The 24,721-nt window shown below is 45.7% G+C and carries 27 protein-coding genes and 1 tRNA gene; 14 read left to right on the top strand and 14 right to left on the bottom strand.

Going from position 1 to position 24,721, the window contains the following annotated elements:
- Positions 1–31 precede the first annotated feature (31 nt).
- Both rpe and J9B83_RS00945 read left to right on the top strand, forming a co-directional pair.
- Positions 32–703, top strand: coding sequence for a ribulose-phosphate 3-epimerase (gene rpe / locus J9B83_RS00950; RefSeq protein WP_211534799.1), 672 nt, complete (start codon positions 32–34; stop codon positions 701–703).
- Positions 703–1,383 carry a phosphoglycolate phosphatase gene (locus tag J9B83_RS00945; RefSeq protein ID WP_211534798.1) on the top strand — a complete coding sequence of 227 codons (681 nt, stop codon included), beginning with the start codon at positions 703–705 and terminating at the stop codon, positions 1,381–1,383. The genes rpe and J9B83_RS00945 overlap by 1 nt, the downstream gene beginning before the upstream one ends.
- Here J9B83_RS00945 and J9B83_RS00940 read toward each other — a convergent pair whose 3' ends face one another.
- From J9B83_RS00940 to J9B83_RS00915, 6 genes are all read right to left on the bottom strand, one after another.
- Positions 1,384–2,499, bottom strand: coding sequence for a mechanosensitive ion channel family protein (locus J9B83_RS00940; RefSeq protein ID WP_211534797.1), 1,116 nt, complete (start codon positions 2,497–2,499; stop codon positions 1,384–1,386).
- A gap of 78 nt (positions 2,500–2,577) precedes the next feature.
- Positions 2,578–3,909, bottom strand: a complete 1,332-nt coding sequence (locus J9B83_RS00935) for a magnesium transporter (RefSeq protein ID WP_211534796.1) — start codon at positions 3,907–3,909, stop codon at positions 2,578–2,580.
- Positions 3,910–4,109: 200 nt separating this feature from the next.
- Positions 4,110–5,117, bottom strand: coding sequence for an Ldh family oxidoreductase (locus J9B83_RS00930; protein WP_211534795.1), 1,008 nt, complete (start codon positions 5,115–5,117; stop codon positions 4,110–4,112).
- Between the two features lie 112 nt (positions 5,118–5,229).
- On the bottom strand, positions 5,230–6,795 hold the full coding sequence (locus tag J9B83_RS00925; protein WP_211534794.1) for a BCCT family transporter: 1,566 nt from the start codon (positions 6,793–6,795) through the stop codon (positions 5,230–5,232).
- Between the two features lie 69 nt (positions 6,796–6,864).
- The gene (locus J9B83_RS00920; RefSeq protein ID WP_211534793.1) at positions 6,865–7,866 is read right to left on the bottom strand and encodes a dipeptidase; all 1,002 of its coding nucleotides are present in this window, start codon (positions 7,864–7,866) and stop codon (positions 6,865–6,867) included.
- Positions 7,867–7,878: 12 nt separating this feature from the next.
- The gene (locus tag J9B83_RS00915; protein WP_211534792.1) at positions 7,879–9,324 is read right to left on the bottom strand and encodes an aldehyde dehydrogenase family protein; all 1,446 of its coding nucleotides are present in this window, start codon (positions 9,322–9,324) and stop codon (positions 7,879–7,881) included.
- A gap of 93 nt (positions 9,325–9,417) precedes the next feature.
- Between J9B83_RS00915 and J9B83_RS00910 the strand changes: the two genes are divergently transcribed.
- The 7 genes from J9B83_RS00910 (at position 9,418) to J9B83_RS00880 (ending at position 16,297) form a co-directional block, all read left to right on the top strand.
- Positions 9,418–10,314, top strand: a complete 897-nt coding sequence (locus J9B83_RS00910; protein WP_211534791.1) for a LysR family transcriptional regulator — start codon at positions 9,418–9,420, stop codon at positions 10,312–10,314.
- 186 nt (positions 10,315–10,500) lie between these two features.
- Positions 10,501–12,210, top strand: coding sequence for a hypothetical protein (locus tag J9B83_RS00905; RefSeq protein ID WP_211534790.1), 1,710 nt, complete (start codon positions 10,501–10,503; stop codon positions 12,208–12,210).
- A gap of 10 nt (positions 12,211–12,220) precedes the next feature.
- Positions 12,221–12,964, top strand: a complete 744-nt coding sequence (locus J9B83_RS00900) for a DUF3726 domain-containing protein (RefSeq protein WP_211534789.1) — start codon at positions 12,221–12,223, stop codon at positions 12,962–12,964.
- Between the two features lie 356 nt (positions 12,965–13,320).
- Complete coding sequence (locus J9B83_RS00895) at positions 13,321–13,899, top strand: anthranilate synthase component II (RefSeq protein ID WP_211534788.1); 579 nt, start codon at positions 13,321–13,323, stop codon at positions 13,897–13,899.
- Positions 13,900–13,992: 93 nt separating this feature from the next.
- Complete coding sequence (trpD, locus tag J9B83_RS00890; protein ID WP_211534787.1) at positions 13,993–15,033, top strand: anthranilate phosphoribosyltransferase; 1,041 nt, start codon at positions 13,993–13,995, stop codon at positions 15,031–15,033.
- Between the two features lie 20 nt (positions 15,034–15,053).
- On the top strand, positions 15,054–15,869 hold the full coding sequence (gene trpC / locus J9B83_RS00885; RefSeq protein ID WP_211534786.1) for an indole-3-glycerol phosphate synthase TrpC: 816 nt from the start codon (positions 15,054–15,056) through the stop codon (positions 15,867–15,869).
- Positions 15,870–15,889: 20 nt separating this feature from the next.
- Entirely contained in the window at positions 15,890–16,297 is a 408-nt protein-coding gene (locus J9B83_RS00880; protein WP_211534785.1) for an OsmC family protein, read from the top strand.
- 17 nt (positions 16,298–16,314) lie between these two features.
- On the opposite strand, the gene J9B83_RS00875 is transcribed toward J9B83_RS00880, so the two are convergent.
- The 8 genes from J9B83_RS00875 to flgA all read right to left on the bottom strand — a co-directional run bounded on the left by J9B83_RS00875 (position 16,315) and on the right by flgA (position 20,961).
- Positions 16,315–16,391, bottom strand: a tRNA-Arg gene (locus tag J9B83_RS00875).
- Between the two features lie 54 nt (positions 16,392–16,445).
- Positions 16,446–17,075 (bottom strand): OmpA family protein, encoded by a 630-nt coding sequence (locus J9B83_RS00870; RefSeq protein ID WP_211534784.1) that lies wholly within the window; start codon positions 17,073–17,075, stop codon positions 16,446–16,448.
- 256 nt (positions 17,076–17,331) lie between these two features.
- On the bottom strand, positions 17,332–18,093 hold the full coding sequence (locus J9B83_RS00865) for an anti-sigma factor (protein ID WP_211534783.1): 762 nt from the start codon (positions 18,091–18,093) through the stop codon (positions 17,332–17,334).
- A complete protein-coding gene (locus J9B83_RS00860) occupies positions 18,090–18,659 on the bottom strand; it encodes a sigma-70 family RNA polymerase sigma factor (RefSeq protein WP_211534782.1) in 570 nt (189 codons plus the stop codon). Before J9B83_RS00860 ends, J9B83_RS00865 begins: the two co-directional genes overlap by 4 nt.
- Positions 18,660–18,839: 180 nt before the next feature.
- Positions 18,840–19,286 carry a methyltransferase family protein gene (locus J9B83_RS00855; protein ID WP_211534781.1) on the bottom strand — a complete coding sequence of 149 codons (447 nt, stop codon included), beginning with the start codon at positions 19,284–19,286 and terminating at the stop codon, positions 18,840–18,842.
- Between the two features lie 38 nt (positions 19,287–19,324).
- Entirely contained in the window at positions 19,325–19,804 is a 480-nt protein-coding gene (locus J9B83_RS00850; protein WP_211534780.1) for a flagella synthesis protein FlgN, read from the bottom strand.
- A 37-nt stretch (positions 19,805–19,841) separates the two neighbouring features.
- Positions 19,842–20,156: a flagellar biosynthesis anti-sigma factor FlgM gene (gene flgM / locus J9B83_RS00845; protein WP_211534779.1), complete on the bottom strand. Its 315-nt coding sequence runs from the start codon at positions 20,154–20,156 to the stop codon at positions 19,842–19,844.
- 112 nt (positions 20,157–20,268) lie between these two features.
- The gene (gene flgA / locus J9B83_RS00840; protein WP_211534778.1) at positions 20,269–20,961 is read right to left on the bottom strand and encodes a flagellar basal body P-ring formation chaperone FlgA; all 693 of its coding nucleotides are present in this window, start codon (positions 20,959–20,961) and stop codon (positions 20,269–20,271) included.
- Positions 20,962–21,104: 143 nt separating this feature from the next.
- On the opposite strand from flgA, the gene J9B83_RS00835 reads away from it, so the two are divergent.
- The 5 genes from J9B83_RS00835 (at position 21,105) to J9B83_RS00815 (ending at position 24,713) form a co-directional block, all read left to right on the top strand.
- On the top strand, positions 21,105–22,037 hold the full coding sequence (locus J9B83_RS00835; RefSeq protein WP_211534777.1) for a chemotaxis protein CheV: 933 nt from the start codon (positions 21,105–21,107) through the stop codon (positions 22,035–22,037).
- Between the two features lie 60 nt (positions 22,038–22,097).
- On the top strand, positions 22,098–22,934 hold the full coding sequence (locus J9B83_RS00830; RefSeq protein ID WP_211534776.1) for a CheR family methyltransferase: 837 nt from the start codon (positions 22,098–22,100) through the stop codon (positions 22,932–22,934).
- A gap of 216 nt (positions 22,935–23,150) precedes the next feature.
- Positions 23,151–23,543, top strand: a complete 393-nt coding sequence (gene flgB / locus J9B83_RS00825) for a flagellar basal body rod protein FlgB (protein WP_211534775.1) — start codon at positions 23,151–23,153, stop codon at positions 23,541–23,543.
- Between the two features lie 5 nt (positions 23,544–23,548).
- Positions 23,549–23,998 carry a flagellar basal body rod protein FlgC gene (gene flgC / locus J9B83_RS00820; RefSeq protein ID WP_211534774.1) on the top strand — a complete coding sequence of 150 codons (450 nt, stop codon included), beginning with the start codon at positions 23,549–23,551 and terminating at the stop codon, positions 23,996–23,998.
- Positions 23,999–24,008: 10 nt separating this feature from the next.
- Complete coding sequence (locus J9B83_RS00815) at positions 24,009–24,713, top strand: flagellar hook assembly protein FlgD (RefSeq protein WP_211534773.1); 705 nt, start codon at positions 24,009–24,011, stop codon at positions 24,711–24,713.
- Positions 24,714–24,721 lie beyond the last annotated feature (8 nt).

Here is a 24,721-nt window from a genome sequence, read left to right as displayed (position 1 = left end):
TGCCTTTATTGTGTCACTGCTGGAGTTAGATATGAATGATTTTCTCATTGCCCCTTCCATCCTGTCTGCCGATTTTGCTCGACTGGGTGAAGAGGTCGACAACGTACTAAAATCAGGTGCGGATATTATTCACTTTGATGTAATGGATAATCATTATGTCCCCAATCTAACCATTGGGCCTATGGTCTGTAAAGCTCTGCGCAAGCATGGCGTGACGGCGGACATTGATGTGCATTTGATGGTAAAGCCCGTTGATCGCATGATTGGCGACTTTATCGAGGCGGGTGCTTCTATTATTACCTTTCACCCAGAAGCCAGTGAGCACATTGATCGTTCTTTGCAGATGATTCGTGACGGTGGTTGTAAAGCGGGTCTAGTGTTTAACCCAGCGACGCCTTTGCATTACTTGAAGCATGTGATGGATAAAGTCGACATGGTGTTACTGATGTCGGTGAACCCAGGGTTTGGCGGTCAGTCTTTTATTCCAAGTACATTGGACAAACTGCGTGAAGCCCGTGCTCTGATTGATGCCAGCGGTTACGATATTCGTCTGGAAGTGGATGGCGGCGTCAGTGAAAAGAACATTGCTGAGATCGCCCGAGCCGGTGCCGATACTTTTGTAGCAGGCTCCGCTATTTTTGGTAAAGACGACTACAAAGCGGTGATCGATACCATGCGCAAAGAATTAGCGAGTGTACGCTAATGAAAACACCACGTTACTTTTCGACTTGGTTTGAGGGCTGGCCTGAGCTGGTGTGCTTGGACCTTGATGGTACGCTGGTGGACAGTGTGCCTGACATTGCGGGGGCGGTAGATGCCTTTTTGGTAGAACTGGGCGCGCCTTTAGCAGGCGAAGAACGTGTGCGCACCTGGATAGGCTTTGGAGCGACAAAACTGATTGATCAGGCTTTGGAATGGGCTCATTTAGATGCTGGTTTGCACGAAGAAGCGTATCGTCTTTTCTTGCTGCATTATCGAGCACATTTGACCGACAAAAGCACCTTATACCCGAATGTGAAAGCCTTGTTAAAAGCCTTAAAACACAACGGTGTGCCGGTTGCTTTGATCACCAACAAGCCCAGTGTGTTTGTGAAACCAATATTGGATCATTTTGAACTGACGGAACAGTTTGGCTGGTTACTTGGTGGCGATACGCTCGAAGAGAAAAAACCGTCTCCTATGCCACTGCTGTACTGCAGTGAATCTATCGAAGCCTTGCCTGAAAAATGCCTGATGGTTGGCGACTCCATCACTGATTTCAACGCCGCGAAAAACGCGGGCTTCAAATGCGCCTTGGTGACTTATGGTTACCATCAAGGCATCGATCTAGCCGCATTGGGCGCCGATGTCTTGATGGACGATTTGGCTGAGTTGCTGGTCTAATTATTTAGTGAGTAATCTTTCAGGCGACAGTGTCATACGGCTGTCGTCTGCCATGTGGACCGTGTGCGTTGGGAAAGCGACTTCGGCGCCGTGCGCTTCAATGATTTGCATGGCTTTGAAAAGCACATCTTGTTTCACATTATGGTAGGTGCGCCAGTCTACGGTTTTGGTGTACACATAGATGAAAAAGTCCAACGACGAAGGGCCAAACTGGTTGAAATTCACCATGTAGGTTTCGTTTGTGTCTAGGTCTTGGTGATCGGCGACCATTTTCTTGATGTCGGCCAAAATGGTCGGCAGCAAACTGAAATCATCGTAGCGTACACCAATGGTTTCATTGATGCGTCTGTGGGTCATGCGCGATGGGTTTTCCACAGAAATTAATGAAAAAGTCGAGTTAGGCACGTACAGCGGGCGTTTTTGAAAAGTCCGAATACGTGTTTGACGCCAGCCAATGTGTTCTACCGTGCCTTCGATGTCTTGATCAGGTGAGCGAATCCAGTCGCCAATGGCAAAGGGCCTATCTAGGTACACCATTAACCCACCAAAAAAATTGGCAAGCAAATCTTTCGCTGCAAAACCTACGGCAATACCACCGATCCCCCCGAAGGCCAAGACCCCAGAAATGCTGTAGCCCATTGTTTGCAAAACGACCAAAGCCGATGTGATGACCACAGAGGCGCGCAACAATTTACTGATCGCGCTGGCGGTGGTGTAGTCGATTCTAGTGGCGAGTTTGCTAGAAGTGGTTAGGGCTTTTTCACTTTCTGAAATACAGCGCAAAATAAACCAAGTGAGCAGAACAATGACGCCCACTTCTCGAATAGAGTGAATTAACGACGAAAAATCGGGGTCGAGCTCTTTGCCTGATATTTCAGCCGCAACGCTTAAACCCGCTAACCAAATAAAAGCACCAACGGGTTTTTTTGCTGCATTAATAAGAACATTATCCCAAGGTGTTTTGGTTTTTTCGAGCTGTTCATTAAGTCGAAATAGGGTACGAGTCACAATAAAGTTGACAATTGAAGTGCCTAAAACGATCAAAAAAACCCGAACGACCCAGTGCATAGAGGTGTCGCCCAGGCCTAAATACACTTGTACTGTTTCCCAATTCATTCGATTTCTCTATTTCTGTCTATTAAATGTTAAGAGTGTTTCGTTATTACTGCTGCTTTGCTGAAAGAGTAATTTTGATCAGATGAGCAATAAAGTACCCAAGCCTAAAAAGGCCACAAAGCCAACAATGTCGGTCACCGTGGTTAAAATCACCGAGCCGGACAAGGCTGGGTCAATGCGCAGCTTGTCGAGCAGCACGGGAATCAACACCCCAGACAACGCCGCCATAATAATGTTAACAATAATGGCCAGCCCGATGACCGCGCCCAACATGGGGCTTTCGAACCACCAGAGGGTAACCACACCAATGACAATCGCCCACAAAATACCATTGAGCCCGCCCACTTTAAGCTCTTTTGATAGCAGAGATTTTAAGTTACTGCGGGTGATTTGCCCAAGCGCCAAGCCCCGTACTATCAGGGTAAGCGTTTGGCTACCGGCAATGCCGCCCATAGAAGCCACGACAGGCATCAACACGGCCAAAGCCACGACCTGCTGCAGAGTGCCTTCAAAAATTCCGATAAACGCCGACGCCAGAAAAGCCGTCAGTAAGTTGATGCCTAACCAGATACCACGGGTGGCAGCACTGCGTTGAACCGGCGCGAATAAGTCAGATTCTTCGTTCAAACCGGCCGTCGACATCTGTTGTGCTTCGTGTTCCAAACGCCAGGTTTCCATGGCCAGACCGGCATGAAAGCGACCGAGCAAAATATGGTTGTCGTCTACCACCGGCAGGGCTGAAAGGGCCGAGCGCTCTAGTGTTTCCGCCGCTTTGGTCAAATCTGAATCGGCATGAATAAAGGTACAGTCTTCGTCGATCAAGCTGGAGATAGGCTCGTGGCCTTGAGCTTTAAACAGTTGATCGAATTTGACACAGCCTACCCAGCGGCCGGTGCGATTCACCAAATAGATCATGTCGGTGTAATCCGGAATGTGCTTTTTGAACAGTCGCATGGCTTCCGAAATACGAATGGATTGGGACGCAATGAGCAGTTCGTGATCGATCCAACGGCCGACGACATCGTCGTCGTAAACAATACCTTGTTGGTAGTATTCACGCTGTTTGTTGTCCATCTGATTGAGCGCGATATCGACCAGACGGTCCGGTAAGGAGTCGGTGATTTCGAGCAGGTCTTCAGCGTCAACATCCGTGAATAAAGCTTCGATTTCTGTATCGTCCAGTTCTTTAAGTAACAGCTGACGAGACTCACCACGCATTTCGACCAAAATATCGAGACGGTTGGCGTGTTTGATATTTTCCCAAGCCTGACGGCGTTGGGTCAGTGGGATGGACTCAAGCGCCAGTGCCACATCGTCAGGAGTCAGTTCGGAAATAGCCCTATTAACAGACTCAGGAGAAAGTTCGTCTTGAATGAGGGTTTCGATAAGATCAGCGACTTGACTGTGCACGGGGCATCCTTAAAACAGTACAAAAATTAAGGTAAAGATAACATGCTTTGTGGTGTGCGGATACGCGTGTTATTCGCACAGTCTTGTCTTTATTTGTCGCTGTTTTGGTCGTTTGGCTTTGTGGCTGTTCAAAGCGAGTTGTCTATACACCACTGGTGTTCTGTTGGTGTATAGACAAGGGGATGGGGCTCTTTGTGGGCCTAGGTAGACGTTGGGCACAGGTTATTAAGAACAGAATCCCATAAGGTTTTGCTGATCAAAACCTCTGTGACTTCTTTTGGCTGTGAGCCTGGTAGGCGAGCATTTTCTTGGCTGTTTACCGCTTGTTGTAACGTTTCTAACCTTTCCCAAAAAGCATCACCTGAATACAGGGTGGGGTCGAGTAAAAAATAAAACTGACCAAGGTCGTGTGGCGCACCTTCCGTGGTTTTAAGTGCGGGCGCGTCAACGCTATTGTTGGATCCAGTCACTGCCGCGGCCAGTATTTCTGCCATTAAGCCAAATCCATAACCCTTATAGCCACCAGCGGAAACCAGCGAGCCTTCTAGCCCTGCGACTGGGTCGTCAGTCGGTTCACCGTTTTTGTCGACAGCCCAACCAAAAGGAATTTTTTCACCTGCCGCTGCGGCAATACGAATTTTGCCGATAGCAATCGCACTGGTTGACTGATCAAATTTAAACGCGACACCGCCTTCTTTTGATGGAACCGCCATAGAAATTGGGTTGGTGCCCAGCACGGCTTTCGATGCGCCAGGAGGCGACACACAAGCAGGTGCGTTGGTCATACCTATGCCGATCAAGCCGGCTTTTGCGATCTGCTCGGTAAAATAGCCCATAGACGTGCAGGTATGCGAATGACAAATTGCCAACGACGCTGTGCCGTTTAATTTGGCCAACTCAACGGCCTTATCAAAGCCTTTAGCAAAAGCGGCTTGCGCGAAGCCCAGTTGCGCATCGACTTTAACGGCTGAGCCTTTTGGCTGACTGACAATGGGATCAACAGCACCCTTCACTCTGCCTGACGCCAGTTGTTTGCAATAGCTGTCTAAATAAAACAGACCGCATATAAGATTGCCTTCTGCTTCCGCTTGTTTGACCGCTTTTGCGACCTCCGCTGCCACCCAAGGGGCTGCGCCATGGGATATTAGAGCTTGCGTTGTGTTTTGTTCAATGTCTTTTAATGAGACAAGTATTTTTTCATCAATCATTGTTTTCTCTAATGTCTGAAGTGGGAAAAATGGCCCGAAAATACAGGGTTTCACTCTACAAACCGTTAACATCACGCTGTACTAAGCTGATGTTAACGGTGTTTTTTAGGTGTTATAAACCTTGGTCGTTGGCCATTTTTTTGGCTATTTGTGGCGCTGTCCATAAAGAAGGTAACAAGACCAAAGAAACCGGCACGGCCGTGATGACGATAAAAGACTGTAAAGCGGAAATGCCGCCAGAGCCAATCGAGATTAAAATGGCCGCCATTGCTCCCATAATAATGCCCCAGAAGACACGAATAGAACTTTTGGGATGATCTGTTCCTGTCATCACCATAGACACGGCATAGGTCATGGAATCGCCTGTGGTTGCCACAAAAATGGTGGTAAGGATTAGAAATAGCACTGAGATTAAAAAGCCCATCGGTAGCTGTTCTGTGATGGCCAATAGCGCCGCTGGTAGGTTAAAGCCGGTAAAGGGTTCGGAAATAACGCCTGGGTTTTCTAGTTCAAAGGCTAATCCACTACCGCCTACAATCGTGAACCAAAAGCAGGTAATGATGGGGGCAACAACGGACACCAATATAATCATTTCGCGAATGGTACGACCACGAGAAATACGAGCGACAAACATCGCCATAAGAGGGCCGTAGCCAAGGAACCAACCCCAGAAGAACACCGTCCACCAGTTCAACCAACCTGGATCGCCACGAAAGGTAGCCATAGGAATGAAGTTATCTAGATAAAGACCAAAGCCTTGAATGTAGCCATCAATAATAAAACTGGTTGGGCCAAATAAAAGAATAAACGCCATAAGTGCGACCGCAAGAATGACGTTGATTCGACTCATCAGCTGGATGCCTTTTGCCACGCCAGACACCGCAGAAAGAGTATAAATCACAATCAGGGCAATCAAGATGAACAGCTGAGTTGAGTAGTCATTTTGAATACCAAACAGCTTTTCCAAGCCAAAACTGACCTGTAAACCCAGAAAGCCAATTGGCCCCACGGTTCCCGCCACAACGGCTAAAACACAGCAAGCATCGACAATGGCACCAAATGGCCCTGTCATGACGCGATTGCCAAACACAGGGTACAAAAGTGTACGAGGTTTTAGCGGTAAGCCTTTTTCATAGTGCAGATACATATACACTATGCCAGTCAGGCTGCCCAAAATAGCCCAAGCGAGGAAGCCCCAATGCATAAAGCTTTGCGCTAGTGCATTGTAGGCGGCGTCTATGGTTCCTGCTTCACCGCCAAATAACGGAGGAGGAGACGTGAAGTGCGCCATTGGTTCTGCTGCGGCCCAAAACACACCGCCACCGGCGAGCAGGGTACACATGATGATAGAAATCCACTGAAAGGTAGAGATTTCAGGGGCTTTTAATCCACCTAGAACGACTCTTCCGGTTCTACCAAAGCTGAGAAATAAACCAATCACAAAGGTCAGTAACAACAATACCTGCCAATAGGCTCCGAAGTACTTTGTTGAGGTGACAAAAGCGCTGTTTACCCACGTAGATAACAGATTGATATCATACAGTGCGACAATACAAAACAAGGAAACGACACTTGCGCTGATGAAAAAAACGGGTAAGTCGACACCATAAAGCAAGCCGGATGTGCGGCTTGCTTGGTCGTCATTGTTGGGTAGATCTGCCTCTTTTGCACTCTTCATAGTTATCTCCTGAAACGTTGGTTTATCTGAAAGTCAGAAACGTATTGCCTTTGAATGCGATTGCATTGATTAGCGAATCGGCTTTAGTGCATCATCGAGGAAGTTCAACCAATTTAGCCCCATGATTTTGGCGACCTCATCTTTGTTGAAACCACGATCAAGCAGCCCATTGGTAATATTTGGAAAATCGCGACTGTCGCGGAACCAACTCAATGGTTTTGGCCAGTCTGCGTTGGACTTTGATCCCTCGCCATAATCCATTTCTTTTGACCAATTTCCATTACGCATCCATTCAAGTACGGAGACAGGTTGTTCTTGGCATAGGTCTGTACCAATGCCGATGTGATCGATGCCCATTAAATCCGCCGTGCTGGCCACCATGTCGCAAAAATCATTCAAGGTGCAATCTGGGCCATTTTTCAGATGAAAAGGGTAAAGACTGAAGCCTAACAGACCGCCAGATTCGCCCAGGGCCTTGAGTACGGTATCGGATTTATTACGTTTCGCATGGTGGAAACTTAATGGGTTGGCGTGTGAGATAACGATAGGGCGCTGAGAAATCTCTATGGCATCAAGCGTACTGCGTTCTGCGCTGTGGCTCATATCGATCACCATGCCGACGCGGTTCATTTCACGAATGGCTTGTTTGCCAAAGCGAGTAACGCCGCTGTCTTCTGCCTCATAACAACCGCATGCCAGCAGGCTTTGGTTGTTATAGGTTAGCTGCATGATCATCATATTGAGCTCACGCATGACTTCGATCATGCCGATATCGTCTTCAATAGGTGAGCAGTTTTGCGCGCCGAACATAACGCCAACCTTGCCTAATTGCTTTGCCAAGCGAATATCGTCGGTGCTACGAATCGGCATAATAAGATCCGCATTGGTTTCAAATAAACGATTCCATTCTGCAACGCGCTTAAGCGTTTCTTGTGTTTTCTCATGATAAACAATGGTGGCATGAACCATGGTGACGCCACCTTCATGCAACTGTTTGAATATTTCTCTACTCCAGTTCGAATACTGTAAACCATCGATCACAATCAGGTCGTTATGAAAGGCATGATTCATGATGCGGCTCCTTTATGCGCGAATATAGGTCGTTTTAACGATGGTGTAGAATTCTTTGGCGTAAGTGCCCTGTTCACGAGGACCAAAGCTTGAGTCTTTGCGGCCACCAAAGGGAACATGGTAGTCGGTGCCGGCCGTTGGTAAGTTGATCATGACACAACCTGTTTTTGCGTTGCGCTTGAAGTCAGTTGCATAATGCAATGAGGTAGTGCAGATGCCACCGGTTAAACCAAAGTTGGTATCATTGAGGGTGTCTAATGCTTCTTGGTAATCTTTCACCTTGATGACACAAGCAATAGGAGCAAAGGCTTCTTCGCGGTTAATGGTCATCTGATTGGTGGTGTTGGTGAACAACGCCGGCTGCATAAAAAAGCCATCGGTATCTTCTTTAAGTGTGTCGCCGCCGTAGGCTAGGGTGCCACCTTCTTTTTTCGCTAACGCTAGGTAGGCTAGGTTTTGCTCCATCTGGCGAGCATCTGCTACGGCACCAATGTGAACGCCTGCTTTAAGAGGATGGCCAACAACAAGCTTTTTCATGCGTTCAATCATGGCGTCAACGAAACGATCATGAATGCCTTCTGTAACGATTAAACGAGAAGACGCGGTGCATTTTTGGCCTGTGCCACCAAAAGCGCCGCCAACGGCACACTCAACAGCATTGTCTAAATCCGCGTCATCCAGCACCACCAAGGCATTTTTGCTGCCCATTTCAAGTTGGCATTTCACCAAGTTCATTGCGGTTGCAGCAGCGACCTTGCGACCGGTTTCTAGGGAGCCGGTAAAGGTAAGCGCATTTATGCCTTTTGAGTGAATCATGGTATCGCCCACTTCAGCGCCTGGACCCATCACCAGATTAAAGGTGCCAGCAGGGAGGTTTTGACGGGAAATGATTTCTGTTAATGCCCATGCTGAAGCCGGCACTTGGTTTGCTGGCTTCCACACAATGGCATTACCAAAGGCCAAAGCGGGGGCGATTTTCCACGCGCCTGTGGCCGTTGGGAAGTTCCAGGGGGTGATAATGCCAACCACGCCAACGGGCTCTCTGCGGGTTTCGATGTCAACACCAGGTCGAACGGAATCGGCGGTTTCTCCCATTTGTCGTAGCACTTCGGCTGCGTAATAGTGGAAAAATTGGCCGGAGCGATAGGTTTCGCCCACACCTTCAGCCAAGGTTTTCCCTTCTTCTCTGGCTAGGAGTTCACCCAATTCATCTTTACGGGCAATCAGTTCATCGCCAATGGCCATAAGAACAGAGTAGCGCTGTTCTAAACCACTTTTTTGCCATTCCAGCTGGCCCGCTTTGGCGGCGCTGATAGCCGCTTCGGTTTGCGCTTGGTCTGCTTGTGCATAAAGCCCAATGATATCCTTGCTGTCAGCTGGGCTGATGTTGTTCACAGCGCCTTTGTTTCCTTCTACCCATTCACCAGCGATGAAATTGCAAAAAATTGAACCAGACATATTGACCTCCAAAGTTAAGTTGAATTAATAATAGGGGGTATTTTTACATAACAAAAATTAATTAATAATATTAACCGATAAGAGTTTCTTATTATGTTTCCAGACTTAAAAATTACTCAATTGCGCCACTTTGTGTGGGTTACTGAGTTGAAAGGCTTTCATGCGGCGGCGGAAAAAGCCCATCGTACTCAGCCTGCCATATCTCTTTCCATTAGGGATTTAGAAACCAAGTTAGGTGAAAGCTTGTTTGAGAAACGTAATGTGAAAACGGCCAAAGCAGAGCTGACGCCATTTGGTTTGTATTTTTTACCCAAAGCCAAAGAGCTTATTAAGCATCATGATAGGGTCGCTGAAGACATGAGGTTGTTGTCTGAACACAAAGCCGGCCACCTACGAATTGCTTCGGTTCCGTCTATTGCCAGTCGCGTGTTACCCGAATTGCTTGAAGAATTTATTACCCATACACCGGACCTGCATGTGAGCTTTTTTGATGATAATTCAGAAGCTGTGCTGAAAATGGTAGAGACTCAAAAAGTGGACTTTGGTATTGCCCACTTATTTCATCAAGAAGAGCACAGCGATAAGGATTTTATTCCTATTTGGCAGGATCAGATCGGCGTTGTTTGTCCAATCGATCATCCGTTAGCACAGAAATCATCCTTGTGCTGGGAAGAGTTAACATCCCATAGGTTGATTAATAATGGGACGTCTCGATTGCTGGAAGACAGCGATGCGAGCGCCTTATTGGGATTGTCGCAATTTTATGTGTCCAACATGATTTCTCTGATTGCCATGATCGAAGCAGGGTTGGGTATTACGACCTTGCCCTGGTACGCTTTTCCTCAAGACAGCACCACATTGCGCTTCATTCCCCTTGCCGAGCCTCAAGTGGTGCGTCGTCTTGGTATAGTGCTTTTAAAAAACAAATCGTTAACCCCTCCAGCACAGGCCTTTCTGGATTTTACCATCGAAAAAATGGGCACCTTATAATACCAATACATAAAATAAGGGTTTCTTATCAAACGATAGGTGCTTTTGATTTGATTCCGTGTGTTTCTTTGAAGGATGATGCAGGTCGTTGTCTATAATCAGACAAATCATAGTGACAAAAAAGAGTTTAAAAAATCCATCATAAACGTCACGACACAATGATGAATCACATAAAAGGAACACATCATGACAACCTCTGCAACGATCCGAGCAGCGCTTAGGGGGAGTAATGCGTTACCGCTTCGAAGCCCTGATTTGGTAATGAATCTGGAGCGATTGGGCTCGATGCACCAAAGTCGCTTGAGTTTTATGCGTATTCTTGTGCGACGCATAATGCGAGAGCGCTGGCAAATAAGCGCAAGTCTCGTTGATCTTGATCATGAGGGGTACGGTACCTTTGTGTATAGGATCAAAGCGTCCCATGGTGTGTTTAGCTTCGTGATTTTTTCCAATTACTTATCCAGTGATGAAAGAAACGATCGTGTTATCGCGACAAAATGGGATTTAACCATGGCCTTGGTAGAAGGCGAGGTGGATTCTGTTTATCTTGAGCGACTGCGCCAGAACGTGCCAAAACAAGAAGCGGGTAGGGTCGACTCTCGAGTATTTGTATTATCCCGCGCCAATCGCAGTGCCAGAAATTTTGATTACGTTGTCGATCAACTTGCATCTGGAAAGCAGCCTGACATAGAGAAAATCACCGATATTGGCTACTTGTATCGCACCACGGCTGTGTATGGTAGCGGCAAACTGGGTATGGCCGATTGGGAAAAAGTGAAACATAACTGGCCAGATTTCGAACGACCCTTTTCTGCGGAAATGTTTGTGTGTTTCATGATACGCAACTTCAGCCTCTTTCAAGCCGAGCATATCGCCCAGCATAAATCTGCCACAACCTTTACGCCTATGGATGTAAATATTAAGCGCTATTTTGGTATTGGTAATTCAACAGGCTTAGGGATGGCGCCCTATTTAGTGAACCATCCTGTGTTAATTAATCAGTGGATCACCATGCGAGAACTTGGGCTGGCAAGAGTCAGAACCTTGGGCTATATCGATCACCGAGTGCAACGTCATTTTGAAGAACTCCTGTCGCGCTGTATTCAGCACACGCAAGAAACCAAAACCGAGGACGAATGGCAAACGCAAAATAATCTGCAAGTGGTAAAAGAGCTCAGTGCACTTCAAAGCAGCGAGCATCAGCAGGTAAGTAGTTGGGATTCGCTTATGTCTTGGTCAGAAGCGCATTGCTCTTTGCAAACACAAGAGTTGCTCGTATCGATTTTGCTAGAGCTTTATCCAGAGTTAGTAGACGACTTGGAAGACCATCATTGCGAAGAAGAGTTTTTAGACCTTGACCCTGTGATGCCGGTGCAAACCTTAAAAGAAGTGATCGAGCAGAGTTATCGTTGGGCATTGGATATAGATTTTACCAAAGAAGGTGCAAAAGAAACCTTTTGGTATCGCTCCGAAGACAAAATGGAACCGAGACTAGGCAATGCTGAAAAAGAGCAGGGTAAAAGTAAGCAGATGGCGTTAGGGGTCGGTTACGCGGTGCGTAAATGTTACGACCAACTGTGTGCCTATGTGGCGGAAAACCCCGAACACACAACGGCCAGATTCATGGTCGCCGCGCCTAAATTGCGAGGCATCGTAAGACGCATTCAAAGCATGAATCGTTGCATGTACGGAGACATTCAGGGCAATCTTTTAGACCGAAATGTCTTACCTATGCATTTATTGAGAGCAAAACTGGCGTTTTTTGGTGTCAGTAAATTTGATCCGCGGTCGAAGTTGTGGGTTCGAAACACCATGTATCAGGGTGCCCCTTTACTAGAGGATATCGGCGGTACATTTAATGATGATTGGTTTATGCCTTTGGCACCAAAACAATAGGAGACGTTTCGTGCACATATCAATGAATGAGTTAAAAAGTGCTCTGCAGCGCTGCTTTCAGGCTTCTGAATATTTTGTGGGAAACTATGAAGACGCAAGCAACATGGTTTTGTGGCTAGAAAAACATGGTTTAGATGGGTTACAAGAGCTTCTGAATGCCTTGCCATACATCAAAATAGACTCCGACAAGCCTCTGAGTACGGTTATTTATGAGGACAAAACCTCTGCGGTGATTAATAGTCATGGACGCAGCGCACTCAATTGCATTGCCGCCGCGGTGGATCTTGCCCATGCAAAAGCGTTGGAAACCGGCATCGCGACCATCACGGTTCACAATTGTCATAATAGAAAGTTCATTTTGAAGGCCTTAACGGATTGTGGACGTCGTGGCATCAGTGTAGTGGCGTACTGGAAAAACCAAGGCTCGTCTGTCACTGAACATACCGCGGCGATTAAAGCGAATGCCAGATATCCGAGTTATAGCCAAGCGTTGACTAATTTGCATACCGATGGGGACGATCTTCAGTCCCTGACGATCGTCTGCAGTTCTCGTGTTGATCTGACCTCGTCTTTGCAAAATTCCTATGGTAATCGAAAGGCTTATCATATTTCAGCGCGCCAAGTAGAAGAAAACAAAACCCAGAGTGTCAATCAAGGCATCGATATCACTGAAGCGCTTTGGGAAGACATAAACCGCATAGGAGCGGGAATCTTGGTCGAGAACAGCCTACTTTCTAGCTTAGGAGCAGGGTAGCGGCTCAGCCATTATTTAAGTTGTAAGTGCCTTTCTTTTCACACCATTCCCCAAGCAGAAAAGCATCAACCGACCCGCTTAAATAGACGGCGGGAAAGTTGGTGTTTTGTTTTAAACAAATGTCTTACCTTTATTAGTCCACCAGAACCTATTCAAGCTAATGTGAAAGGCTTCTATTAAGTGATAAAATATCCGAGTGTCATTATTCATGTCCTTTTTTAGTTATTGATTTGCTTCCACCTTAATTTTTAATCAACGACCTTTTGTCCACTCAATGGCACAACAGGAAATCGTGAGGGGCAAGCGTTAACTTGTTTTAAATAAAAAATTAATGAAGACAACGAGATAAAGCTTACATGCTACTTATGATCGATAACTATGATTCCTTTACGTACAATCTTGTGCAGTATTTTCGTGAGTTAGGGGCGGATGTGCAGGTGTTTCGTAATGATGAAATCACTCTTGATGAAATAGAGCGTCTTGCGCCTTCTCACTTGGTGATCTCCCCAGGGCCTTGTACGCCTAATGAAGCGGGGATTTCTTTGGCGGCGATTGAAACGTTTTCTGGTCGTATTCCGGTTTTAGGTATTTGTTTAGGCCATCAAAGTATTGGGCAAGTCTTTGGTGGCAAGGTAATTCGTGCTAAAAATGTCATGCACGGCAAAACATCGCTGATTTATCACGATAACACCTCGGTTTTTTCTGGATTACCTAACCCTCAAACGGCGACGCGATACCATTCGTTAGTGGTGTCGTCGGAGGATTTACCAGATTGTCTTGAAGTCACCGCATGGAGTCGAAACGACGCTGGCGAGAACGATGAGATCATGGGGCTTAGGCACAAAACGCTGGACGTGGAAGGGGTGCAATTTCATCCCGAGTCCATCTTGACCGAGGCCGGACATGCCTTGCTAGCCAATTTCTTATCACGATAAATTTCTTACACTGTTAATACACACCGTATTAATAGTCACAGTATTAACAAGCCGGGTTTTAACCGACAAGGTTTAAAAAAATAGGAGACGCGGGTGGATATTCAACAGGCGATTGCGGCTGTGGTTGAGCGCCAAGATTTGAGTGGTGACGACATGCAAGCCGTGATGACAGACATCATGACGGGAAAAGCCACACCGTCGCAAATAGGCGGGTTTTTAATTGGCTTACGCATGAAAGGCGAAACCGTTGAAGAAATTACCGCGGCGGCGCAGGTAATGAGAGCCTTATCCAGTAAAGTGACCTTAGATCTTGAGCACGTGGTCGACACCTGCGGCACCGGAGGCGATGGCGGTAGTCTATTTAACGTCTCCACCGCATCGGCTTTTGTGGTGGCGTCGGCTGGCGGCAAGGTCGCGAAACACGGCGGTCGTTCAGTCTCGTCTAAGTCGGGCAGTGCCGATGTGCTGGAGCAAGCGGGCATTTACCTTGGCCTTGATGCTGAGCAAGTGTGTCGGTGTGTCGAAGAAATCGGCTTAGGTTTTATGTTTGCGCCTAATCATCATTCGGCCATGAAGCACGCTATGGGACCTCGTAAAGAAATGGCAACACGCACCATTTTCAACCTACTTGGTCCTTTAACGAATCCTGCGAATGCGAAAAGCCAAGTGATGGGGGTGTTTGATCAAAAATGGGTACGCCCTATTGCTGAGGTGCTAAAAGCCTTGGGCAGTGAGCATGTGATGGTGGTTCATTCTCAAGACGGTTTGGATGAAATCAGTATTGCCGCCCCAACCTTTGTGGCCGAGCTTAAAGACGGCGATATCACCGAATATACGATTTCCCCAGAAGAGTTTGGTATTCCTTTGCAGTCTATAGAGTCGTTACAAGCGGGCGATGCGGCAGAAAGTTTGGCGTTGATCAAAACCGCCCTAGAAGGCAAAGGCAAGATCAACCCAGCCAGAGATATTGTAGCACTCAATGCGGGGGCAGCCATTTATGTGTCTGGCATTGCCGACAGCCTAGCAGAAGGCGTAACCATCGCAGAAGACGTGATTGGTGGCGGCACAGCTAAGGTGAAAATGTCGGAATTGGCCAGTTTTACACGTTGTTTTATGAGTTCAGACTCATTGTAATCAATAGGAGCGGTAGCGCAATGCAAGTAGAAACACCGACTATTTTAAAGAATATTGTAGCTCGTAAATACGAAGAAATTACCGAGCGCAAAGCGCACACGCCATATGGAAATCTAGAAGTCGCGGCGTCTGTGGCCAATGTTCATAATGCCCCGCGTGGCTTTGCTCAAGCGCTTCGCCATCAAATTGCTATTGGTAAAGCTGGTGTCATTGCTGAGATCAAAAAAGCGTCACCGAGTAAGGGCGTGCTGCGAGAAATTTTTAAGCCCGCTGATATTGCTAAATCTTACGAAAAAGGCGGCGCGGCCTGTTTGTCTGTGTTGACGGACAGTGACTTTTTCCAAGGTCACGAAGACTTTCTCGTGGAAGCCCGTGGCGCTTGTAAATTGCCGGTGATTCGTAAGGACTTCATTGTCGACGAATACCAGGTGTTAGAAGCTCGAGCCATTGGTGCTGATTGCATCTTACTTATCGCTGCTTGTTTGAGTGGTGAAAAATTGCAGCAGCTGGACAATATGGCCAGTGATTTAGGCATGGATGTGCTGGTGGAAGTACACAGTCGTCCAGAATTAGATTTGGCCCTTGAATACACAAAAACCGAACTGCTGGGCATTAATAACCGAGATCTGCATACGTTCGAATTAAGTTTGAATCACACCTTTGAGCTGATGAACCATGTGCCTTCTGATCGTCTTATTGTGACCGAAAGCGGTATTCATACCCGTGAAGACGTTGCCTTGATGCGCCAAAAAGACATTCACGCGTTCCTCGTTGGTGAAGCTTTTATGCGTGCAGAAAACCCAGGTGAAAAATTATCAGAAATGTTTCAGTCTTAAATAATAGGTAAGGTGACGTTATGAAAACAAGTGTGAGCTGGCAAGAAGATGTGCATTTTACTGCTGAAACAGGGTCGGGGTTTAAAGTCGAGATCGACGGAAACCAATTGGCAGGGCCAAGACCGATGGAGCTTTTGTTAGCAGGGTTAGGCGGCTGTACTTCTTATGATGTGGTTGGCATTCTTAAAAAATCACGCCAAGACGTCGTTTCTTGTGTCGCGCAAATCGACGCCGATCGTGCCGATGCGGTGCCTGCCGTGTTCACCGAGATTCGAGTGCACTTTGTGGTAACAGGTCGTAAGTTAAAAGAAAGCGTCGTGGCTCGTGCGGTGAAACTGTCCGCAGAAGAATACTGCTCAGCGTCTTTGATGTTGGAAAAAGGTGGTGTGAAAATCCTACATAGCTACGAATTGGTTGAAGTAGAATAACTGCTAACTTTAAATTTTGGTGTCCCCGGCGGGATTTGAACCTGCGACCTATCCCTTAGGAGGGGATTGCTCTATCCAGCTGAGCTACGGGGACACAATAAATCTATCATATCAGCAAGCACTATCTAATTGAATACGTTGAATAAAATTAGTACTGGTTATTCAATGCGACGTTTTGGTTTTTATCAACGCTAAATACTGTCCAACGTTGCGGTTGTGATTGTTGTTTGGCGAAGACTTCAGCGACGACACGACGGTTGTTCTTACGGCCGGTTTCTGTTTCGTTTGTATCAACAGGGTTGTTTTCACCGTAACCAATGCCTTTGATGCGGTGTTGGTGAATTCTAAAGCTGTCCACTAACACATCTGCAATGGCATCAGCGCGTTGCTGTGACAAAGAGCGGTTTGCTTCATTCGATCCTGTGTTATCTGTATGACCTTCAATGACGGCGGAGGTAGCTGGGTTGTCTTGTAAAAAAACCGCTAGTTTTCTTAACTCAGAATAAAAGCGTGGTTTTACTTGAGCGTCACCGGAATCAAACAGTACGTTAAGTTGCACTGTGAGGCGTTTTTCGGTGATTTTATTGCAGCCATAATTGTCCACAGCCGTGCCTGGAATAGTGTTGGCGCAGACATCACGGGCGTCGATGACACCATCCGTGTCTGAGTCCATAATGCGAGATTGAGGGTTGTTGCTGTACAAGCTTTCTGCCGCAATAGAGCCGCTTAACGTAAGAAAAATCGTCAATGTGCTTAGTGTTTTGATGAAAATGCTCATAGTGTGTACCTCTCTTTGTCTCTTTATTTTTATCTATTCAAACTATGAGTAATATTTTAAGAGGAGTTTTACATGAGGCCTATGAGCTTTTTGTAGTCTTGTTACATTAAAAATAGGATTTTGTAAGGCGTATGTTACCTGCTTAGTTTTTACAGATACATTTTAGCGACATTTGTAACTGTGTTAACAAAACTGGGTTTACATGTGTCTTTGTAATGAAATGATAAGAGCGCAAAGACACAGGCAAAAGTGTGAGTTACAGGGCGGTAGGGTAAAGTTTGCCATGAATAGCAGGCCCCGTTGGGGAGCCCGTTGGTGATCCTCCCATGGGTTCAACGCTAATACCAAAAGTTGCGTTACGAATCACTCCAGCTTCGTAGCCAATGCGTTTTTGTATTGGTGCGGACACATTGGTAAGCAAACCTAACGATTTAGGTGCAGGGCCAATATCGTCAGATTTGATCCATAACTGATAGGTTTTACCTGCTTGTTCCTGTGCCATGACGGGACGGACAGTCAGCTGCTGAGTGTTTATATCCAATGACATAATAAAAGCCGGTTGGCTATCATCCGCTTGAAACACAGCAACAAAAGGAGCATTGCTTTGGCCATTTAAGGTAACAGGTGGTTTGACGACCATAAAAACAGCCAAACACGCTGCAATGGCTGAGGTGCTAATGGCTATTAGTCGCCAGCGTTTGAGTTTCCTGCGTATGCTTTGTAAGTCAATAATATTATCTGCAGCCATTGCTGTGGTGATGTTAGGCGTACTTTCTAAATTGCTATCCTGTTGATCAAGCTTTGCCAAGATATCATTGAACAATTCGCTTCTTGGGGTTGCTTCTGTGCTGTAGTCGTTTAGCCCTGAGAAATAGCCTTGCCACTGATTAATGGCTTGTTGGAGTTCTGGACGGTTCAGGCGTGCGTTTTCCACAAAAGCGCGTTCTGCTTTGTCGAGTGTGCCAAGCACATATTCTGCTGCTTGTAGGTTAATATTTACTTCGTCGTCTTTGTTCATAACGTCATGCACCCTTGCAGCTGTTTTATGCTGCGATGAAGCCAGGTTTTTATGGTTCCTATTGGCTGATGAAAGTGTTCAGCAAGTTCTTGGCGAGAGAGGCCTTCTAAATAAGCGGCTTTAATCATTTCTGCACGAGGGGAATCAAGCCCATCTAAACAGGCTTCTAACTTGACTAACTCTCGACTTTTGTAAAATGTCTCATCGGGCATCATTGAGTCGTCTGGAATGGCGTCAAAATCTACGTCTTCCTCACTGCTGGGTATCTGATTACGTCTTACTTCGTCGATGGTTCTGTTTCTGGCAATGGTGATCATCCATGTCATAGGCGACGCAACGCTGGCGCTGTAACTAGAGGCTTTGTCCCAGATCTTAAGATACACCTCCTGCAATATTTCTTCCGATAATGCCTGATGCTTTAAGATACGGTAAACAACACCAAAAAGTTTCCGATGAGTGGCTTCGTATAATACAGAAAAGGCGTGTTTGTCTTTTTGAGCGACTTGGTTCAGAAGTCGACTCAATGACTCACTTGTGTGTTGCTCAGGCAGATTGGGTTGATTCATAAGGCAGGCACGTATAAGACATGGATGAAAAATGAGTGTTGCTCTATGGTATTTCACTCACAAAAAGGCTTTCTGCTCGACTGATGCAGTGTTATGCCATCATCTGGCCATTATAAAATGAAAAAATGACTATTGCTGTTACGATGAGTAACGGCCGTACAGTTCAGGTTTTCAACCTGTTTATAGCCAGCGACGCACTTTTTTTATGTAGTCTCGATACTCTTTGCCAAATTTATTTGCTAAAACTTCTTCTTCCGGTTTGATTTGAAAATAGTGAATGTAAGCAATAAACCCGACAATGGGTAACAGGTTCCAATAGCCGGAAAGTAAGCAGCTCCAACCAAGTAAGAGTGCGACAAGAGATAGGTACATAGGGTTACGAGAGTAACAGAAAATACCGGCGACAATCAGCGTACTGGATTTGTGGGGGTGGTGCGGGTTGACCGTTGTTTTCGCTTGAAGAAAAGACCATATGGACGCAAGAGCAATGACGGATGCCACGGCCCAAAGTGCAGTACTGCTGATTAAGCGCCACATAGCTAGTTTCACTTCAAAGTCAGATAGGGCAAACATACTCGCCGCAGACAAAACAAAAATAACGGGTGGTGGGATTTTCAAGTGAAGCATAGTCATCCTTTCTTCAAAGCGCTTTTCTCTATAATCTATTAAGCCCGACCTAACGTTTGTTTGCTGCTAATAGGGCGAGTCGATCCCTTCGAAGTGTACACCTTGTTTTTACTGCTGTGGCCTTGCAGCAACTCAAACAGGTACTTATTACGCTTCTGCAATGTGTTGAGCACTCTGGCGTTGGTGTTGTTTTTCACTTTGCAGTGCTTAAGTAATTGTTCACATTCTTGCATTAATAAGCGGATGACATCCATGGTGCTGTCTTGCTGCGCCAGCCATTGCTTGAAGGCGTCTTCTGAAGGGCTTCTTTTATCGACAACGCCAAATTTAATGAGAATGTTGATGCGTTTCTCATTAAGTTGGTTCATTTCGTCGAGTAAATCTTGCTTTTGTTTGGATAGGCTGACGATGATGTCGGTGTCTAGTTTACCGTAAGCAAACCGTTCTTCATCAAGAAGCTCAGACAGGCGTTGTAATATGGCTTTGCTTCTTTCAAATACAGGGGCAAGTGGAATCATAAGGTGTGCCGGTTAGTGGCAAAACTAAGAGAGTCGATCAGAATAAAGAATCCATCGACGCCATATTGCTTGCTAGCTTTTGAGTGTCGATTTTATATTCACCTGCAGCAATAGCATTTTTAATTTGCTCGACTTTATCCATATCTACTTCTGGAAGATCACTGATTTTTGATTGTTGGCTCTGTAGTGTTTGTGCAGTACCACTCAACTTTACGGTATCTTCCGCAAGGGTTCCGCCACTTTGAATGGTGTCTTGTTTCTCTGGTGTTCTACCTGCTACATCGTCTTTTTGAAAGCGTTCGCTTTTGTTGATGTTGCCTTGGTTCGATAGACCTGTAAATTGTATTGCCATTGGGTTTTCCGCCCTTTAATGATTTGCCTGTCTATGTTGTCGGCTCGATCCATCGAAACTTTAATAAAAAGCACGACAAAAAACGATATTAAAATGGCCGATTGAATCTACGTCAATAGTTTACAAGAACCTCACTGTCAGTTACAACTTTGGCGTATACAATTCGTTCAGAGCTGGTGTTTTTGACGCGTATTTGCTGGCCTTTAATGCCGCTTTCTAATGCGATGCCGTTCATTCTTACCGTAATGCTGCCGCTACTTGCGGTAATGAGCACCACGTCGCCTTTTTTTATCAGATCTGGCTGGTTGGTGAGGGAATCCGTGATGACGGTGTTGATGCGGATATTGCGCGAAGCGATTAAGCCATAAGGGGGGGTTTTTGGTGTATATACACTGCCGCGTAGTGTGGATATCTCTACGTCTCCAATGTCGGTATTAGTACGGTTTATTATTTGCCCACGACTGATAGGGCGGCTGCTTTTCACGGCTGGAATAGTGATAGATTGTGTAACGGGAACATAAGATTTCCAAATGGGTGTGTCGCAGCGAATTTCATAATTGGTACGACCCGTTGCATCGGGTCTTTGGTTGACAACACTGAGTGATTGGCTGTCGCATGCAGGCAAATAATTAAGCGCTGCCAGGTTATTGAGTGTGATCTCTATGGTTGCATCTGGGTATATTTCTGTCAGGCGCGGAATTTCCGTTTGGCGGATAAACTGATCGATGTGCTCTTTAGTCGACAAGGCAAACGTAAAACCCGCTTGAACACAGAAAAAGGCTACAACAAGCCTTGTGATACGCATGATTGACTCTCTTCAATGATTAATCTGTCGTTATAGGTAAGATAGTTAGTAAATTATTGGAAATCACTTTATCATTGGATGAAACATTTTAACAATTTTGAGGGAAAACCTCAGAGTAGTGCTAAGACATTTTGGAGGCGTATATGGCTGGAGTTTTGGATACTGTTAACCAACGTACACAGCTGGTAGGAGAGAACCGACTTGAATTGCTGTTATTCCGCCTGAATGGTAAGCAAATTTACGGTATCAACGTATTTAAAGTGAAAGAAGTATTGCAGTGCCCTAAACTAACAACCATGCCTCATAGTTCACCGGTTGTGCGTGGCGTTGCACATATTCGTGGTGGCACCATCCCTATTTTAGATTTAGGGTTGGCAACGGGCGCAAGTCCTATGGAAAACATCAGCCAGTGTTTCGTTATTATCACCGAATACAACCGTCGCATTCAGGGTTTCCTAGTGCGAGGCGTTGAGCGCATCGTCAACATGAACTGGAGCGATATTCAGCCGCCACCAAAAGGTTTGTTAAATGACAACTACTTAACGGCGGTGTGTCAGGTTGACAAAGAAATGGTCGAAATTATCGATGTTGAGCAAATTCTTTCGGAAGTCGCACCGACTCGCCAAGATATTTCAGATGGTATCGTCAACGCTGGTGTGACAGAAAATGCTCAAAAACACCATATTCTTATTGTTGACGATTCATCTGTGGCGCGAAAGCAAATCAAGCGTTGTATGGAGCAGGTAGGTTTTGCAACAACTGTGTTGTGCGATGGCCGCGAAGCATTAGATTACCTTCAATCTTTAGTGGCAGAAGGTAAAGACGTCACCAAAGAGTTCTCAATGGTTATTTCTGATATTGAAATGCCAGAAATGGACGGTTACACGCTCACGACGGCGATTCGTAACGACAGCCGTTTACAAGATCTATTTATTCTTTTACACACGTCACTAAGTGGTGTATTTAATGAAGCCATGGTGAAGAAAGTGGGTGCTGATGGCTTTTTGGCGAAATTCCAGCCTGACGAGTTGGCTCGATTAGCGATAGAAACCGTGCATGTACAATCTGATGAATAATGGTTAAGCAGTGGACGTATCGGGCTCAGTTTTATTGTGTCCGTCACTTATGGAGTTGTGATGCTCAGTAGTACAAATGCAATAACGCCAAATGGTTATATTCGGTTCAGAGATTACCTGCAAAAGGTGTGTGGTATTTCTCTGAGTGATAATAAGCAATATTTGGTCGCCAGTCGTCTTGGTAAGGTATTAGAGCGAGAAGGCTTTTCTCGAATTGAGCAACTTGTTGATGCGTTAGAGAGAATCGGCAGCGCTAAGTTAAAGGAAGAAGTCATCAACGCTATGACAACGAACGAAACCTTGTGGTTTCGGGACGTTCACCCTTTTACTATCCTCAAAGAAAAAGTTTTGCCAGAAATGACCAGCGCACCTCTTAGGATTTGGTCTGCAGCTTCGTCAACAGGTCAAGAACCTTACTCGATCAGTATGGTGATTGAAGAGTTTAAGTCGACGCGTCCTGGTGCGCTAAAAGCAGGCGAGAAAATAGTCGCGACGGATATTTGTACTAACATCTTAAAGCACGCGAAGCAGGGTGAATACGACAGTCTTGCTATTGCTCGTGGTCTTGGTCCTGATTTACAGCGCCGTTATTTTGAAAAAATTAACGACTCAACGTGGAAGATAAAACCAGCCTTGAGTGCTCGTGTTGAGTTTAAGCATTTAAATTTGATTGAATCGTTTTCTATGTTGGGCAAGTTTGATGTAATTTTTTGCCGAAATGTACTAATTTATTTCACGGTGGAACTCAAACAAGATATTTTAAAAAGAATGCACGCGGCTTTGAAGCCGGGTGGATATTTGTTTTTGGGGGGATCAGAGGCCTTAAGTGGTTTGTCTGATTACTTTGATATTGTGCAATGCCACCCAGGTATTGTTTACAAGGCGAAACCTCGATAGCGTTCGTTTTTTTGTTTCGATTTCATAAAAGCCCACTGATCCGTCAGATGGGCTTTTTTAGTTTTCCCTTCTTATATTGTGTTAAAGCTCGTTGCCGCTTTTTGCCACTTCTGTCTTCCGTCTAAGCAAGTTATTGATTTCATTGGATTTTTATTTTGGCACTATAATTGCTTTGTTGTTTGTACAGTAACAATACGACGAATCATTGAGGGTGACATGGCGATATCTTTTGAAAATGCATTTGCGGGTTATGACAAGACGGTGCAGTTTCGCAGTGCGCGCGCGGCAGTGTTGGCAAACAACATAGCCAATGCGGATACCCCAAATTACAAAGCAAGAGATATTTCCTTTGATTCTATTTTTAATGACGAAAGTGGCAAGTTGCCCCTTGCTGGAACGCATTCTCGTCATATGTCGACAAAAGGTTTTTCGGGTGAACCTGAAGGCTTACTTTTTCGCAATGCCAATCAGCCCTCATTAGATGGCAATACTGTCGATATGCAAAGAGAGCAAGCGGAATACGCTCAGAACTCCATGCAGTTTGATACCAGCTTTATGTTACTGGATCGTAAGATCAGCGGCATGAAAAAAGCGCTTACTGGGAATTAATGATTATGTCTTTAAGTAACATATTTACCATCTCTGGATCGGCAATGAGTGCGCAAACTGTGCGCTTGAACACCATTGCAAGCAATATGGCCAACGTAGACAGTGCCGCCAGTTCAGTTGATCAAACCTACCGTGCACGTAAGCCGGTGTTTTCCCAAATGATGAACGATAGCATGGGTGAATATGGTTGGAATAATGTTAGTCCAGATAACAGTGGCGCAGGTGTTGGTGTGAAAGTGGATGGTATTGTCGAATCTGATGCGCCCTTGCAACCAAGGTATGAACCTGATCACCCCATGGCAAATGATGACGGGTATGTTTTTTACCCCAATGTCAATCCGATGGAAGAAATGGCCGATATGATGTCCGCTTCTCGATCGTTTCAGACAAACGTAGAAATTATGAACTCCGCTAAAAGTATGATGCAGAAAATGCTCACGCTTGGGCAGTCATAGGAGCTAATACATGGCAAATATATCGGACACTAAAGGTCTTGGTGGGCTGATTTCCCAATATGGTACTGATGCGGCGAAGTCCAAAGCCGGCATTGAAAAGCCAGATGTGGAAGAAAGTAATGCCGCTTTAGCGGATCAGAATGTCTTTTTGAAGCTGTATATAGAGCAGCTAAAAGGTCAAGATCCGACGGCGCCGCAAGATACCAACGACATGGTGGCGCAAATGTCGCAATTTAGCTCATTGGAAAGACTGACTAGTATTTCGGATCAGCTAGAAAATATGGCGACTTCGTTGACCTCTAACCAAGCGTTAAGTGCTTCGACTTTGGTTGGCAAGTCCATATTAATGGAAGGTAATAAAACCAAGGTGGCCGAAGGAGTTGACGAGGTGCAAATACGCACGCTTATTCCAGAAACGTCTAAGTCGGCGACCTTGAAAATTTACGATGAAAATAACCGTCTGGTGCGTACTGCTGAGTTAGGTAGCGACGAATACAAGTGGGACACACTAGATGACGAAGGAAAGGCTTTGCCGGCTGGCGAATATCGTTTTGCCGCCTCCTTTATTAATGATAAAGGTGAAACTTCTGCATTAAGTACGCGCATACCGACACGCATACAAGGCGTCACTATTAATGGTGAAAACGGTACCGTGTTGAACGTGGAAAATCACGGCAAGATCAAACTGACAAACGAATTAGAAATATTAGGGTAGTTGGGGAA

Source organism: Marinomonas vulgaris (genome assembly GCF_018145875.1).
In the GTDB taxonomy this organism is placed as follows: Bacteria; Pseudomonadota; Gammaproteobacteria; order Pseudomonadales; family Marinomonadaceae; genus Marinomonas; species Marinomonas vulgaris.
The sequence above is the reverse complement of the archived record's forward strand: the minus strand, read 5'-3'. Positions and strand labels throughout refer to the sequence as shown.

Excerpts from the sequence above, each read along its gene's own strand:
- J9B83_RS00850 (WP_211534780.1), bottom strand. The coding sequence starts at position 19,804 with ATGATTCCACTTGCCCCTGTATTTGAAAGAAGCAAAGCCATATTACAA.
- J9B83_RS00925 (WP_211534794.1), bottom strand. The coding sequence starts at position 6,795 with ATGAAGAGTGCAAAAGAGGCAGATCTACCCAACAATGACGACCAAGCA.
- J9B83_RS00835 (WP_211534777.1), top strand. The coding sequence starts at position 21,105 with ATGGCTGGAGTTTTGGATACTGTTAACCAACGTACACAGCTGGTAGGA.
- J9B83_RS00855 (WP_211534781.1), bottom strand. The coding sequence starts at position 19,286 with ATGCTTCACTTGAAAATCCCACCACCCGTTATTTTTGTTTTGTCTGCG.
- flgA (WP_211534778.1), bottom strand. The coding sequence starts at position 20,961 with ATGCGTATCACAAGGCTTGTTGTAGCCTTTTTCTGTGTTCAAGCGGGT.
- J9B83_RS00870 (WP_211534784.1), bottom strand. The coding sequence starts at position 17,075 with ATGAGCATTTTCATCAAAACACTAAGCACATTGACGATTTTTCTTACG.
- flgM (WP_211534779.1), bottom strand. The coding sequence starts at position 20,156 with ATGGCAATACAATTTACAGGTCTATCGAACCAAGGCAACATCAACAAA.
- J9B83_RS00865 (WP_211534783.1), bottom strand. The coding sequence starts at position 18,093 with ATGAACAAAGACGACGAAGTAAATATTAACCTACAAGCAGCAGAATAT.
- J9B83_RS00920 (WP_211534793.1), bottom strand. The coding sequence starts at position 7,866 with ATGAATCATGCCTTTCATAACGACCTGATTGTGATCGATGGTTTACAG.
- J9B83_RS00860 (WP_211534782.1), bottom strand. The coding sequence starts at position 18,659 with ATGAATCAACCCAATCTGCCTGAGCAACACACAAGTGAGTCATTGAGT.
- J9B83_RS00895 (WP_211534788.1), top strand. The coding sequence starts at position 13,321 with ATGCTACTTATGATCGATAACTATGATTCCTTTACGTACAATCTTGTG.
- trpC (WP_211534786.1), top strand. The coding sequence starts at position 15,054 with ATGCAAGTAGAAACACCGACTATTTTAAAGAATATTGTAGCTCGTAAA.
- J9B83_RS00830 (WP_211534776.1), top strand. The coding sequence starts at position 22,098 with ATGCTCAGTAGTACAAATGCAATAACGCCAAATGGTTATATTCGGTTC.
- J9B83_RS00930 (WP_211534795.1), bottom strand. The coding sequence starts at position 5,117 with ATGATTGATGAAAAAATACTTGTCTCATTAAAAGACATTGAACAAAAC.
- J9B83_RS00815 (WP_211534773.1), top strand. The coding sequence starts at position 24,009 with ATGGCAAATATATCGGACACTAAAGGTCTTGGTGGGCTGATTTCCCAA.
- flgC (WP_211534774.1), top strand. The coding sequence starts at position 23,549 with ATGTCTTTAAGTAACATATTTACCATCTCTGGATCGGCAATGAGTGCG.
- J9B83_RS00880 (WP_211534785.1), top strand. The coding sequence starts at position 15,890 with ATGAAAACAAGTGTGAGCTGGCAAGAAGATGTGCATTTTACTGCTGAA.
- J9B83_RS00910 (WP_211534791.1), top strand. The coding sequence starts at position 9,418 with ATGTTTCCAGACTTAAAAATTACTCAATTGCGCCACTTTGTGTGGGTT.
- J9B83_RS00915 (WP_211534792.1), bottom strand. The coding sequence starts at position 9,324 with ATGTCTGGTTCAATTTTTTGCAATTTCATCGCTGGTGAATGGGTAGAA.
- J9B83_RS00905 (WP_211534790.1), top strand. The coding sequence starts at position 10,501 with ATGACAACCTCTGCAACGATCCGAGCAGCGCTTAGGGGGAGTAATGCG.
- rpe (WP_211534799.1), top strand. The coding sequence starts at position 32 with ATGAATGATTTTCTCATTGCCCCTTCCATCCTGTCTGCCGATTTTGCT.
- J9B83_RS00940 (WP_211534797.1), bottom strand. The coding sequence starts at position 2,499 with ATGAATTGGGAAACAGTACAAGTGTATTTAGGCCTGGGCGACACCTCT.
- J9B83_RS00945 (WP_211534798.1), top strand. The coding sequence starts at position 703 with ATGAAAACACCACGTTACTTTTCGACTTGGTTTGAGGGCTGGCCTGAG.
- flgB (WP_211534775.1), top strand. The coding sequence starts at position 23,151 with ATGGCGATATCTTTTGAAAATGCATTTGCGGGTTATGACAAGACGGTG.